General features: G+C 38.8%; 13 protein-coding genes. All 13 read left to right on the top strand.

The window, feature by feature from the left end; genetic code table 11:
• Positions 1–40 precede the first annotated feature (40 nt).
• Positions 41–718, top strand: coding sequence for a tRNA (guanosine(37)-N1)-methyltransferase TrmD (gene trmD / locus B3P16_RS04000; RefSeq protein WP_070561607.1), 678 nt, complete (start codon positions 41–43; stop codon positions 716–718).
• 258 nt (positions 719–976) lie between these two features.
• Positions 977–2,380 carry an anthranilate synthase component I family protein gene (locus tag B3P16_RS03995; protein WP_070561608.1) on the top strand — a complete coding sequence of 468 codons (1,404 nt, stop codon included), beginning with the start codon at positions 977–979 and terminating at the stop codon, positions 2,378–2,380.
• On the top strand, positions 2,377–2,670 hold the full coding sequence (locus tag B3P16_RS03990) for a chorismate mutase (RefSeq protein ID WP_070561610.1): 294 nt from the start codon (positions 2,377–2,379) through the stop codon (positions 2,668–2,670). The genes B3P16_RS03995 and B3P16_RS03990 overlap by 4 nt, the downstream gene beginning before the upstream one ends.
• Entirely contained in the window at positions 2,657–3,232 is a 576-nt protein-coding gene (locus B3P16_RS03985) for an anthranilate synthase component II (protein ID WP_070561612.1), read from the top strand. Before B3P16_RS03990 ends, B3P16_RS03985 begins: the two co-directional genes overlap by 14 nt.
• Before the next feature lie 11 nt (positions 3,233–3,243).
• Positions 3,244–4,026, top strand: coding sequence for an indole-3-glycerol phosphate synthase TrpC (trpC, locus tag B3P16_RS03980; RefSeq protein WP_286841515.1), 783 nt, complete (start codon positions 3,244–3,246; stop codon positions 4,024–4,026).
• Positions 4,027–4,092: 66 nt separating this feature from the next.
• Complete coding sequence (locus B3P16_RS03975; protein ID WP_286754789.1) at positions 4,093–4,608, top strand: RNA polymerase sigma-70 factor; 516 nt, start codon at positions 4,093–4,095, stop codon at positions 4,606–4,608.
• Positions 4,609–4,662: 54 nt separating this feature from the next.
• The gene (locus tag B3P16_RS03970; RefSeq protein WP_286754788.1) at positions 4,663–5,298 is read left to right on the top strand and encodes a hypothetical protein; all 636 of its coding nucleotides are present in this window, start codon (positions 4,663–4,665) and stop codon (positions 5,296–5,298) included.
• Positions 5,299–5,442: 144 nt separating this feature from the next.
• Positions 5,443–6,531, top strand: coding sequence for a hypothetical protein (locus B3P16_RS03965; protein ID WP_286754787.1), 1,089 nt, complete (start codon positions 5,443–5,445; stop codon positions 6,529–6,531).
• Positions 6,532–6,643: 112 nt separating this feature from the next.
• Positions 6,644–9,031: a TonB-dependent receptor gene (locus B3P16_RS03960; RefSeq protein ID WP_286841513.1), complete on the top strand. Its 2,388-nt coding sequence runs from the start codon at positions 6,644–6,646 to the stop codon at positions 9,029–9,031.
• Between the two features lie 23 nt (positions 9,032–9,054).
• On the top strand, positions 9,055–10,284 hold the full coding sequence (locus tag B3P16_RS03955; RefSeq protein ID WP_286754785.1) for a DUF4374 domain-containing protein: 1,230 nt from the start codon (positions 9,055–9,057) through the stop codon (positions 10,282–10,284).
• Between the two features lie 70 nt (positions 10,285–10,354).
• Positions 10,355–11,488: a PepSY-associated TM helix domain-containing protein gene (locus tag B3P16_RS03950; protein WP_286841511.1), complete on the top strand. Its 1,134-nt coding sequence runs from the start codon at positions 10,355–10,357 to the stop codon at positions 11,486–11,488.
• A 28-nt stretch (positions 11,489–11,516) separates the two neighbouring features.
• Entirely contained in the window at positions 11,517–13,958 is a 2,442-nt protein-coding gene (locus B3P16_RS03945) for an outer membrane beta-barrel family protein (RefSeq protein ID WP_286841509.1), read from the top strand.
• Positions 13,959–14,024: 66 nt separating this feature from the next.
• Positions 14,025–15,020: a tRNA dihydrouridine synthase DusB gene (dusB, locus tag B3P16_RS03940; RefSeq protein ID WP_286841507.1), complete on the top strand. Its 996-nt coding sequence runs from the start codon at positions 14,025–14,027 to the stop codon at positions 15,018–15,020.
• Positions 15,021–15,058 lie beyond the last annotated feature (38 nt).

Below are 15,058 nucleotides of genomic sequence, written 5' to 3'. Positions count from 1 at the left end.
TATAAATAGACAATGGTGCATTTTTGTGTATCTTTGCCCCATGCGTTTTGATATTATTACGGTCTTACCTGACCTCTTGGAAAGTCCATTTGCACACTCTATTTTGCAACGAGCAAAGAACAAAGGCTTGGCTGAAATATATGTCCATAATTTAAGAGACTATTCAACAAATAAACACAAAAGTGTCGATGATTATCCGTACGGGGGCGGATCGGGCATGGTCCTTCAAATAGAACCCTTTGCCAAGTGTATTGAGGAATTGCAGTCTGAACGGGAATACGATGAGATCATTTATATGACTCCCGATGGTGAAACATTCAATCAGGATATTGCGAACGGATTATCGACAAAAGGAAATATGATGATTCTCTGTGGGCATTACAAGGGAATAGATCAACGTATCCGTGATATTTATGTAACAAAGGAGATATCTGTAGGTGATTATGTATTGTCTGGAGGTGAACTTCCAGCGGCGATTGTTACAGATGCTGTGATCCGTCTGATTCCCGGAGTTTTGTCGGATGAAACATCCGCGCTTTCAGATTCTTTTCAGGATGGATTACTTGATGCACCTATCTATACACGCCCTGCAGACTGGAAAGGCCACAAAGTGCCTGATATTCTCCTTAGTGGTCATGAGGCAAAAATCGCTGCATGGAAAGATGAACAACAGTTAAAAAGAACACAAGAAAGACGTCCTGATTTATTAAATGATTAAGAAATAAGGTGAATTTTTGTTTTTTTGTCACAAAAAGTTTGCTTATTTATTTTTTTTTATAAATTTGTGTAATAATGACACGAAGATATACAAATACAAATTGGTGGTGGCCTGAAGCAATAAGCATCGGGAACTAATTGGTATTGTCATAATATTTCATAATCAACCAAAACCATTTATGGAAATTCCAACCCCGATGCTGACCAGTATCGGGGTTTTTTTATACATAATTTACAAAAAGAAGATAAGACACAAAAAATGAAGTATACATTCAAAACACAAACCAGAAAGTTGCTTGCGGATACAACTACCCCCGTGAGCATCTATCTTCGTCTAAGAGATATCTTTCCAAACTCCTTGTTACTGGAAAGCTCCGACTACCATAGTCGCGACAACAACATAAGTTATATCTGTTGTCAACCAATAGCTGGAATCCAGCTCGATGAGGAAGAGCTGACGCTCACTTATCCGGGTAGAGAACGTATCGCAAAAAGTGCACACGAAATCGAATTACGTCAAGAAGTTTCCGATTTTAGAAATTCGTTCGAAGATCATACAATTGCTGAACTTAACTTGATCTCCAATGGCCTATTTGGTTACTTCACCTTCGATTGTATTGAACACTTTGAGGACATCAAACTCACAACAACGGTAGATCCAGCACGGAAAATACCGTTTATGCAATATCATGTTTACAAATATGTCATTGCCATCGACCACTTCCGTAATCAACTCTATATTTTTGAACATCTGCTGGACGACGAAGAATCAGAACTTGAAAGAATGCAGTTCCTTATTCAGAACAAAAACTTCCCTGAATATACCTTCAAACTAGCTGGTGAGGAAAGCTCCAATCGTACCGATGAAGAACACCGTCAGCTGGTCAAGAAGATGAAAGAGCATATCCAACGTGGCGATGTATTCCAGATTGTTCCATCCAGAGGCTTTAAGACACCATTCTCTGGTGATGAATTCAATGTCTATCGTGCACTCCGCTCCATCAACCCATCACCTTATCTTTTCTATTTTGACTACGGTGACTTTAAACTTTTCGGATCTTCGCCTGAGGCTCAACTGCGTATTCACGGAAAACAAGCGACGATTTTCCCTATTGCAGGAACATTTAAACGGACAGGCAACATGGAAGAAGATCAAAAAATAGCCACCAAACTCAAAGAAGATCCAAAAGAGACTTCAGAACATGTTATGCTCGTAGATCTTGCCCGCAATGACTTAAGTAGACATTGTACCCAAGTTAAAGTTGAGTCCTACATGGAACCACAATATTACTCCCATATTATCCACTTGGTCTCTAAAGTAACGGGCACATTAAAAGATAATATCAATCCATTTGACATCGTAGGCGATACGTATCCAGCGGGTACACTTTCAGGTGCTCCAAAACATATGGCGTTGACACTGATTGATCGTTACGAAGGATTACAACGCTCATTTTATTCTGGTGCAATTGGATTCATGGGTTTTAACGGCGACTTTAATCATGCCATTATGATTCGTTCCTTCCTAAGTAAACAAAACACCCTACACTATCAGGCCGGCGGTGGTATTGTACTAGATTCAGATCCTGAAATGGAGCTACAAGAAGTAAATAACAAAATTGCTGCTCTACGAAAAGCATTACAATTAGCAGAAACATTATGATCAGACCATTGGAATACTGTGTCAACAAGCAACATATCCATGATTCGGTAGACACTATTGACAACCGCATCGTTGAGCTATTGGCATTACGAAAAACCTATATCGGTAAAGGTAAGGCCTTCAAGGATGAGCAAAACGAAGAGCAGCATATTATTCGGAACCTGGGCAGTAATTATGGAGTGCTGGCAAAAAGATTTAATTTGCCAACCGAATTTATTCAATCTATATTTCAGGAAATTGAAAATTATATTAATCAAGATTTTATAGTAAAAGGTTATGAGCAACAATAAAATAGTCGTTATAGACAACTACGATTCGTTCACTTACAACTTGGTCCATTTGTTACAGGAATTAGATCAAGAGTATGTTGTATGGAGAAATGATAAATTCAAACTGGAAGATATTGATGCTTTCGATAAAATACTTCTTTCGCCCGGACCAGGCATTCCGGAAGAAGCTGGATTATTGCTTGATGTTATCCGTACCTACGCTCCACATAAAAGTATATTGGGCATTTGTTTGGGCCAACAGGCGATCGCAGAGGTTTTTGGTGGTACGCTATTCAATATGGAAAAACCTTTGCATGGCGTAGCAACAAATATTACCGTTGTTGATGAGTCAGAAAAATTGTTTCGCGACTTCCCAAAAGATTCCAAAATAGGACGCTATCATTCTTGGGCCGTAAACAAAGACACCTTACCGGCTAGCCTCAAGGTAACGGCGATCGACGAGAATGGCATCATTATGGCCTTAACCCATACTGAATACGATGTAAGGGGAATGCAGTTCCACCCAGAGTCGGTATTGACCACAAATGGTAAGAAATTAATTGAAAACTGGTTGGGAATCTAACATCTAGAAAAATGACTATACTTGATAAAATCATTGAACGAAAAAAAATAGAAGTAGAACAGGCAAAAGCTTTAGTTCCTTTGGAGGAATTATTAAACTATCCCTATTTCAATGTGGCTTGTCTATCGTTGAGAGAATCTATTCTTGATCCTGAAAAAACAGGAATTATAGCTGAATACAAAAGAGCATCGCCATCAAAAGGAGACATCAATAGCACTTCAGCAGTGGAAGATGTTGTAAAGGCATACGAGGAGGCAGGTGCTTCAGCGGTGTCTGTTCTGACGGATGGGGAATTTTTCAAAGGCAATTTAGAAGATCTATCGAAAGCACGTAAGGCTATTAGCATTCCTATCTTAAGAAAAGAATTCATCGTCGATAAGTATCAGATCGCCGAAGCAAAAGCGTATGGCGCAGACATCATTCTTTTAATTGCAGCATGTCTGAAAAAGGAGGAAGTTCAGCAATTTGCAGCCTATGCACATCAATTGGGTTTAAATGTCTTACTTGAGGTGCATAACGAACAGGAACTGTTGGATAATCTTTTTGATGACATTGACGCAATCGGTGTTAATAATAGAAATCTGAAAGATTTTTCAGTCGACATTCAGCATTCCTATGATCTCCTAGACAAAATACCAACAGAATATATTAAAGTATCTGAGAGCGGCATAGCTGATCCTTCGACAATTAAAGCCTTAAAAAAAGCTGGATTCCAAGGTTTTCTAATTGGTGAAAATTTCATGAAGACAGCCGATCCTGGACAAGCCATCAAAGACTTTGTAAAAGAAATATAGAAAGTTATTTAAAATCGATCTAAATAAGGTTATATTTGCCAAGGTATAAGCTAAGGTCAGTGTATTTTGGAAACGGATTTTTTTATTATAGATCGAGAGAGTTTTGAGCAAATATATCTTCGCCATTGGGAAGGTATGTTTGCTTTCTGTCTTAGTAATATCCAAGATGAAGAGCATGCAAAAGAAATCGTTCAAGATGTTTTCAAATCACTTTGGGAAAGACGGAATGAACTTCGACTGAAAGAAGTTGAACGTTATCTGATCCGCTCGGTAAAACTCAAAGCTTTTGAATACATTCGCAATAAGGTCGCCCGTCAGCAGCACCTAAACAATATTTCAAACATCACCGAATCCCACTATACGGATAATACGTTGATTGCCGAGGAACTCGCAAATAAAATCTCTCGTCTGGTCAATACACTGCCTAACCAATGTCGAAAAGTATTTCGGATGAGCAGGGAACAGGGACTTACCAACAAACAAATCGCTCAGGAACTGGTGATCTCTGAAAGAGCTGTAGAATACCATATTTCGCGGGCGCTTAAAACTTTAAAAACAGAATTAACAGAATATATATCGTAAGTTGATCCATAAAAAAAGAAATCTCGTATTTTTGTTAGCAAGTTGAATATACGGATGAACATAGACCAGAAGTTAATAGAGAAATATCATTTAGGCCAATGCTCGCCAACAGAAAGACTGCTGGTAGAACAATGGTTGCTGGATGACACCTTCGAAACTAAGCCATTGCCTATTTCTACAGCTCAAAAAAACAAATTAGAAAGTGATATCTGGGCCGATATCAACACCTATATTGAAAAATCAGAAACCCCAGTACAAATCAGGAGCAAAAAATACCCACTTAAATATGTTGGTATTGCAGCCTCCCTCCTAGTCCTGCTTGGCTTTGGGTTCCATCAGTTCAATAACATGCAGGAGAAGACTGATGCTACATTCGACAACAGAACGAATGCTAGTCTAAAATATATCAATCAGGATAATTATAAAATAGTCTTAGGCAAGAATGCAACTGCTCAGATCAATACCGATACCGGGGAAATCAAAACGACAGGAAATATGCTCTTTATACCCAAAAAGAACATTGCATTCAGCCTTTCGGGAGATAAAAAGAAAGAACTAAAAACCGGTGAGACCTATTTTGTATTGCAACCACAAAAAAACGGAAATCAGGTTATCATTGCCAAATCCGAACTGACTTTCCTTGCACCAACATTACAGCACGAACTTAAATTACAATTTAACATCATTTAATCGTTCCCAATTCCCCCATCCTATATGACCATGCTAACAAGCCGTCTTATCTTATTCTTACCGCTCTTGCTTCTTAGCTTTACGATAAGTTGCCGATCAGAACATGCTGAGAGAAACTTAGCTGGAAAATATAGCTTCTATACCATGGATAAGGATTTAGGAAACACCATCATCACGACCAACAGCATTGATAGCGGAAAATTGACGATTCGACAAAGTGGAGTTGATATCCCAACACAAGAGTTCGATCGTAGTATCATTGTTAAAAATGGTAGATTTTATTTCCTCAGAGAAGGGAAATTTAGAAAATATACACTTGAAAAAACAGGCCTAAAAGAAATTGCTCAGTTGTCTATGCCTGACCAACATATTGAAAATATCAATTGGCTCAACAATGACACCTTGCTCCTTTTCACATCAGACAACAAAACTAACCGTCGCTTATGGTATACGAAGATCGCTGTCAATGCGTTTAACATCATTCAGCAACAAGAGGTAATCTTACCTTCCGCAGCACCCAATTTCAATATTATTTCCATCGGCTTTAGTACCATACACCAGCAACAACTACTCGTTGGATATACCTTCAATAAAATTATCAATGAAACAGACTTCACCACAATAGATACCCTCTATGTAGCAACATTCGATAAAACGACATTACATTTAAAGGGAATTCAAAAAGATACCCGATCCACTTATCCCGGAGGGATAAATACGGTACAATCCTATAGTTTCAATGATGAAGAAGGAAACTATTATTTTATGGCTTGTCCAGGTATAGCTTTAGGAAACATTCCCTCAAAGCCAACTGCAATCTTTAAAATTGGTCAGAAATCAACTCAAATTGACCCGAATTATTTCTTTGATTTAACAGCACAGACTCATAACCACGCTTATGGTATGTGGTATTTGGGAAACCATCAAGCAATTGTACGGAGCGAACGTAAAGATCGCTATACCGATTTCAGTGACCACCACTCTACTTATCAATTTGAATATTTTCTTGTTGACCTCAGTACCAAAACCACACGCAAACTCAACCTACCCTTTGACAAAGGTACCCGTAAAGAATCTGTACTTGTTGAAAATGGTAAAGCATATATCACCATTGATGATAACTCAGACAAGCATCAGGTTTGGATCTATGATATCAAATCAGGTCAAATTACCCCAGGGCTTCAATTAGACCAAGAGACCGATTTCATTGTAAGAATCGACCGACTAAATTAATTCCACCTGTAAAACAGATCATTACAAAAATTATCCTTTTTTTTCACCTTAGGACCTTCGGTAAATTTAGAGTTACGCAACTACTTTGTGTGTAATTAATCTAAATAAAACAATGTCCAAATTTAAAGTGATATGGTTACTATTATTTTTAACCCTATCTTTTCCCTCGTTTTCTCAGCAACTTGCTCAAATCGAAGGTAGCATCAAAAATAGCGCAAAGGAACCGATTGAAGGCGCTACAATTTTACAAAAAGGCACCAAGAAAGGCGCACAAGCAAATAGAACCGGTACATTTATACTAAAACATGTACCCTTTGGAAATCATGAATTTATTATTTCAGCACTCGGCTATAAAACTTTAACGCTGAAACTCGAAGTCAATAAATCAACCGAAATTCTAAAAGAGATCACATTAAGTACAGAAAGCAATTCATTGGATGAAGTACAAGTTGAAGGAAAAACTGTCAGCAAAAAGATCAAAGAATCTGGTTTCAACGTTAATGTAATCGAAACCAAACAGTATGCCAATACCAATTCCGATATCAATCAAATACTCAATCGAAGTACAGGCGTAAAGATTCGAGAACAAGGCGGCTTAGGTTCCCGATATTCCTTTTCGCTAAATGGCTTATCTGGCAATAACATTAAATTTTTCATCGACGGGGTACCAATCGAGTCTTTCGGTAGTGGCATGAGTCTTAATAATATGCCGGTCAACATCGCTGAGCGCATCGAGGTGTATAAAGGTGTGGTGCCGGCGCACCTAGGATCAGATGCTTTAGGTGGAGCGATCAACATCGTCACCAATCGTGATTATAAAAAATCTTTAGACGTCAGTTATAGTATTGGTTCGTTTAATACACACCGTGCTGCGATGAGCGCCGGTTATAAACATCCAAAAAATGGCTTGATGATCAATTTGAATAGTTATTACAATTACTCAAATAATAACTATCTCATGAGAACCAATCCGAAAGTAGGTGTATACCTAAAGGCACCTATGCCTCCGAAAAATGAATTATTTGACACCCTTCAATCCGCAAGACGTTTTCATGATGACTATCGCTCATTTATGACACAGGTTGAAGTGGGTATAAGTAATAAAAAATGGGCCGATATCGCTGTCTTAGGGTTGACTTATAATGACGTGTATGACCAACAACAAACCGCAGCGACACAAGAACGTGTGCTAGGGCATGTATTCAGTAAAAGTCATACGTTTACACCAAGCTTGCGCTATAGAAAAGACAAGTTTCTTTTTGAGAATCTATCAGCGACAGTATATGCAAATTATTCACGCGGCGAAAATATTATTACCGACACGAGCTCGAGGACATATTACTTTTGGAACGGTATAGCGACAGAATATAGTCCTAATGCAGGGGAGCTGAATAGCTACAAATCCATCACCCATCAAAAGATTAACAACAGCTTTTCGCAGGCAAATTTAAATTACAAGCTATCGGCATCGCACCTTTTCAATTTCAACTATAATTTAAACACCAATAAACGCGAAAATTATAATGAAATAGATCCTTACAATGATTTTTATAATATAACAAATCAGATCTATAGAACGACTATTGGGCTCAATTATCAACAGATTCTTTGGAAAGAGCGACTAAATAATTCATTTTTCATCAAAGAGTATGGCTTATCCGGCAAAACCAACACAGCTGGTAAAACCTCCAAAAATTACGTTGGTTATGGCGCTGTGACGAACATTAAATTAGATGCGACTTACGGCATAAAACTATCGTATGAACATGCCTATCAGCTACCAACTTTTACAGAGCTCTTTGGAGATGGTTTAAACGTGATAGCTAATGAAAAATTAAATCCTGCAAATAGCGACAACTATAACCTGAATTTCTACTATGGAACAACCTTTGGAAACCACTATCTAAATGTTGACGCTTCTACCTATTATAGGAATGTTAAGGACTATATCATTCAGAAATCTTACGATACCCCGCAGGGGCAAAAACAACTAGCGGATAACGAAGGTGGCGTGAAGGTCAATGGTCTTGATTTCGAAGTTAAATATGGGTACAAATCCAATTTCATGGCCGTATTAAACATGAGCTATTATAATGCAGTCGATCGCGAAAAGTATGATAAAAATAATAGAGAAAAGATAACCTACAAAAATCGTACACCCAATGAACCTTGGCTATTTGGAAACTTAGACATCAGTTATGGCCGAAATAACCTTTTTAGCGCCAAAGACAATCGTATACAGCTAAATTATTACTTGCAGTTTGTCAATAACTATTCGTTAAGCTGGTCCAAATTAGCGGAAAAATCAACAAAAGATTATATTCCAGCCCAATGGCTACACAATATTGCCGCTACCTATTCTTTCAAGAACAATACTTATAACATCACCGTCGAGGGGAAAAACATGACTGATCAAATTGCTTACGATATTTTCAAACAACAGCGTCCCGGTCGTTCTGTCTATCTAAAATTGCGGTACCTCATCCGCTCTTCACATTAAAAATTATTTAATACTATAATATCATGTTAAAATCAATTACAAAAAACGTTAGTTTAATTGCTTTGGCAGGCATTTCGTTAATAGGCTGTAGCAAGTCCACGCCTGACAACAGTACGCCAACAAATCCAACGGAAGAAGTTGGTGGAAATTTTGCGATAAAGTTCAGTACAGACAATGGCTCATTTATGCTTCCTGTAAAGGATCTCATGTCGGGTACGATTTCTCCAGTAGGCGCCGGTACTGATGTGACAAGTATGTTCCCTTGGGAAGAGAATGTAATTCAAAAAGGTAAATATTTCTACTCGATTGATCCAAATGCAGCGCAGTTCGGAAAATATAGCTTTGAAAATGGTGTATTAAAGGCTATTAAAGTCATTCCTTTCACCAAATTAACCACTTTATATATAGGATGGCATAGTTGGCTTGATGACGATCGCTTGGCCGTCGGTCCACGCAATAGCAACGAATACGCTGTAATCAACACAAATACGATGCTTGTAGAGGCAAGTGGTACAATAACATCAGATACCGATATCCCGAAAGACCATAATATGCGGATTTATGCATTTCTTCCTCAAGGGAATAAAATTGTCTTAGGTTATTGCTTATATAACAATATAACAAAAGTAAGCTACGACGTTACGTATACAGGTTCGGTTGACTATCCATCGTTTAAGAACTTTAAAAAAACAGGTGAAGACAACCGTTCAGCACCTGTCGGTCCAGTTAGAAACGGCTATTTCCATAAATTCAAGGAAAATGGTTATACATATTTGCAAACGTATACAATGCCTGCATTAGGTGGGGGCAAAAACTTACCTACTGGATTCTATCGAATTAAAGATGGAGATGACAAGCTTGATCCAAATTACTTCTTCAATATCAGTCAATATCAAGGCGGAGATAACCAGCTAGGTGTTTCTTACCTGGGTAACGGTAAAGCTTTACTGATCAGTGCACATGACACAAACAATAACGTTAAAGAATGGAACGATTGGTGGTATGCTGCTATGTGGGAATACTTGATCGTTGACGTAAACTCGCAAAAAGTAGTTAAAAAATTAGACTTTCCATTGGTCAGCAATTCCCGTTCGGCAGTTGTCATCAATGGGAATGCATACATAGCGGTAAATGATCCAAAAGCAGACGCCATCTACATTTGGGAGTATAACCCAACAACTGACAAATTAACAAAAGGCGCCAAAATACTTGGTGGTGACGCAGATACACCAATGCTCTATAATTTAGATTAATCTCTTATTAAACCGGGGCGGCCTATTGTCGCCCCTTCGATTACATACGATCCATTATCATTATTAAATTATGTTCAGTAAAATCAACGCCTGGCTGCATCTTTGGTTAGGGCTTGCCGCCGGTATTCCCGTTATTATCTTAGCAATCACAGGTTGTGTACTCGTCTTTGAACATGACATCAAAGAATTGACTACAAATTACATTCACATCGAACCCAGGAGTGCCGAAGAACAACTTCCTCCTTCCGCCATTTACAAAGCTGTAAACCATATTCTTCCTGATAAAAAAATCGCAAGTTCCTGGTATAATGGATTAGACAAATCCGTCAAAGTGAGTTTGGACCATTCCGATAGTCTAGTGTACGTAAATCCCTACACCGCAGAAATCCTCGCCATTGTAGATCATGAAGATTTCTTTCATTTCATGGATGAAGGGCATCGTCACCTTTGGATGCCCGTAAAAATAGGGCGACAGGTAGTCGGCTGGAGTACATTCATCTTTTTTATATTGTTGATCACTGGGCTTATACTTTGGTGGCCAAAAAAATGGAACAAGAGATCCAGAGAACAAAGCTTTTCAATCAAATGGAAAGCGAAATTTAAAAGAGTGAATTACGACCTTCACAATGTGCTCGGTTTCTATTCACTAACAATAGCGCTGATTATGTGTTTTACTGGACTCATTATGAGCTTTCCATGGATCCGAAGTGCAGTGGTCTCGTTGACTGGAGGGTATCCCAGTAAACCTAAGATAGAGAAATCAACTAAAGAAGAACAGATTGAACAACCTTTAAACGATGCTTTAGTTGTTGCTGATCAGATTTGGTATAAGGTACGTCATGAATATGCCAAGTATAACAAAGAGGCTGTCATTGTACATTATCCTGAACCGGAAGACAAAACAGTGTATGCTTGTACCGATATGGAAGGTGGTACCTGGCGCGATCTCAATTTCGATCGATATACACTTGAGCTAGCTGGCAGAAAACAAGGTCCTATTGATGAAGCAAATACCACAGAATGGTTGATGCGATCCAACTATGCACTTCATACGGGTTTTATTGGAGGAATGACAACAAAAATCATCTACTTCGTGGCCTCATTGATCTGCGCGACCCTGCCTATCACAGGATGCTATATCTGGTGGGGCAAGAAAAGAAAAACGGTAAAAAAAACAAAACGTACACAGCTAGTAGCTCCTTAAATTTTAGTAATCTCTTAATCATAGTACTATGCGTCATATCCTGCATTATATCGTAAGTTTTCTATTCATTTGTACAACGTTCAATTGCTATGCACAAAAAACCAATCCTATTAAGGGACAAATTGTAGGTGAAGATAAACAAGCTATTCCTTATGTAACTATAAGCCTTCATAACGCTAAAGATAGTACACTATCCCACACGATCCTTTCGGATAGCTTAGGACATTTTACATTCGCCAATGAAAAAGCAGGTCGCTATTTTGTAAAGATAAAAAACATCACACATCAAGAGACTTTTAGCCCACATTTCAGTCTGACTGAGCAACTCGGCGAATTTAACCTCGGTCAGATTATTCTCTTAACGAATAATACGTACTTAGCAGAAGTACTGGTGCAACGCAAAAAGCAATTCATCGAACAACAACAGGATAAGCTTGTATTCAATGTAGAAAACTCGATGCTTGCTGACGGCAATAATGGACTTGAACTACTGAATAAGATCCCAGGAATAGCTGTAGATGACAGCGGAGTATTAAGCATGAAAGGGAAATCGGGAGCAACCCTGATGATTAATGGAAAGATGACCTATCTTTCAGGCGATCAATTGGCCAATTTACTACGGAGCACATCTTCCATTGATATCAACAAAATTGAGGTTATGTCCAACCCTAGTGCAAAACAAGATGCGGCTGGTTCAGCAGGAATTATCAATATCGTTTTAAAAAAAGGAATAAAACAAGGATGGAATGGTGCCATCTCGCTCAATGGAGGAGCAGGAAGAGGCATGCATCTTGGCGGTAGTCTCAATTTAAATTACCGCACGGAGAAGCTTAATGTATTTGGAATTTACAACCAATATCATCAGAACCTCAAATATTTCAATTCCCTCACGCGGTATTTTTATCCGGATCAGCACAAGGTTCCAGAATCTTATGCTCAACAGGAAAATAACATACGTCCCAAACTACGGTCTAATAACTTTAGGGCTGGTATAGATTATAACATAGATTCCAAACAGACACTTGGCGTGCTTATCAATGGTGGATTTGGCAAATATCCGAAGTATGAACCGACGACAAATAACTTCAGAAACTTTGACGATAATCAATTAGTATGGTCTTCATCTACGATAACGGAAGGGAAAGAACGCTGGCGGGATATGCTCTACAATATCAACTACACGCTCAAATTTAACGATAAAGGGCACGAACTAAAAATCGACCTCGATCTTGTCGACCATTATTCCAAAATGGATCAGCAGCTGAACACGAATTATACGAAAGCAGATGGTACCCCGCTCAACCAACCGTCGTCACGTCGAGGAGACATTCCCTCAGACAATAAAGTGTACGTCGCCAAATTGGATTATACACTGCCCCTTTCCCAAGGGTATAAACTGGAGACAGGCTGGAAAGCCAGTCATGTACGTACAGAAAATGACCTGTATTATGACACCTTACAAAATGGTCAATACGTCCCTGACCTGACAACTAGCAACCACTTCATTTACAAAGAAACGATACAAGCGGGGTATATCAATCTATCCAAAAGCTGGAATAAAATTTCGGCTCAGGTTGGTTTCAGAGGAGAACATACCCATACTTTAGGTAATCAAATCACTCTCCATGAGCAATTTGAAAAATCATATTTCAAACTATTTCCTTCGGCATTTCTAACCTATACCCTCAATGAAAAAAACAAATTGCAGACAAGCTACAGCTACCGTGTGCAAAGGCCATCATTTTGGGATCTCAATCCATTTCGTGTATATACAGATCCTTTTTCCTATTCGGAAGGCAATGCTCAGCTTAATCCTGCTTATGAGCATTCTCTTGAACTTGGTTATACATTTGTCAGTAAATATATTTTTACCTTAAACTATGCGAAGAGAACCAATGTCGTTAACGAGATCATTGGCACGGATCCAGCCAATCCATACATTACCTATGAGCGACCCGAGAATATTGGTTCGTATAGAAATTACGGGTTGTCCATTATCGCCCCTACCCAATTGACAGCTTGGTGGGCAGCTACGCACTTCGCAAATTATTACCGGAATGAATATGATATTCCGCAAGAGGATGGCTTGATCAGCCGAAAAGGCAATACGCTTACACTAAATAGTCAGAACACATTCAAATTGCCTAAAGATTGGTCAATAGAACTAGGTGGGAGCTATGTATCCGGGCTGACAATAGGATTAAGTCAGATCAAGAGTTACGGTCAAATATATACTGGCATCCAAAAAAATATACTCAATAAAAGAGCATCTGTCAAACTAGTGGTGAATGATATTTTGAGAACCAACAATCGGCGTTATGAGACCGTTTCCTCAACAATAAGGCTCGTAGGGAAATCGAACCCTGACAGCAGGACGGCTATCCTCTCCTTTAATTATCGATTTGGCGGGCTTAGCGATTTGAACAGTCAACGTTCGACAGGGTCTGAAGAGATCAAAAATAGGCTTTAAACTCGTGACAGTGAGTTAACTTTATACTAATGCCAAATTTTGTACCTTTGTAAAAAATTATCGAAGATGTCGGTCAAGATTGGTGAAAATATTGATTTGGGTAAATTCCCTTTGTTATTAGCTCCGATGGAGGATGTAAGTGATCCTCCGTTTCGCTATGTGTGCAAACAGAATGGTGTTGATTTAATGTATACTGAATTTATTTCTTCGGAAGGGTTAATTCGGGATGCTGCAAAGTCAATTCAAAAATTGGATATTTTTGAGTATGAACGTCCTATTGGCATTCAGATCTTCGGTGGAGATATTGAAAGTATGCGTCAATCTGCTGAAATCTGCACAAAAGCAGGACCTAATTTAATCGACATCAATTACGGCTGCCCAGTTAAAAAAGTAGTCTGTAAAGGAGCTGGTTCATCCCTGCTACAGGACATCGATAAAATGGTTGCAATGACAAAAGCTGTCGTTGAGGCTACGGATTTACCCGTAACAGTGAAAACACGTCTTGGTTGGGATGACAACACAAAAAATGTATACGAAGTTGCTGAAAGACTACAAGATGTAGGAATCAAAGCACTGGCTATTCATGGACGTACGCGCGCACAATTGTATAAGGGTCAGGCGGACTGGTCCATGATTCGGGATATCAAACGTAATCCGCGTATCAAAATCCCAATTTTTGGCAATGGCGATGTAGACTCTGTCGAAAAAGCTGCAGCATGGCGCCAGGAGTTTGAAGTGGATGGCATTATGATTGGCCGTGCAGCAATCGGATACCCTTGGATCTTTAGAGAAATAAAACATTTTTTCAATACTGGTGAACGTTTAGAAGGACCTACCATTGCCGAACGTGTCGAGGTTTGCCGAACACATCTCAACAAATCCATCGAATGGAAAGGTGATAAATTGGGGATTTTTGAAATGCGTAGGCATTATGCGAATTACTTTAAAGGAATCCCCAACTTTAAAGAACACCGCATGAAATTAGTCAGCTTACAAAGCCAGGCAGAGATTCTTGAGGTACTTCATGAAATTGAACACTCGTTCATTACAGAACTCATCTAAAAAGAAAAAAAGGCAATAACTATGAAATTATTGCCTTT

Origin of the sequence: Sphingobacterium sp. UBA7631, from assembly GCF_002483935.1 — a bacterium.
Taxonomy (GTDB): Bacteria; Bacteroidota; Bacteroidia; order Sphingobacteriales; family Sphingobacteriaceae; genus Sphingobacterium; species Sphingobacterium multivorum.
Note: the sequence above shows the minus strand (reverse complement) of the source record. Positions and strands in the feature narration are given on the sequence as shown.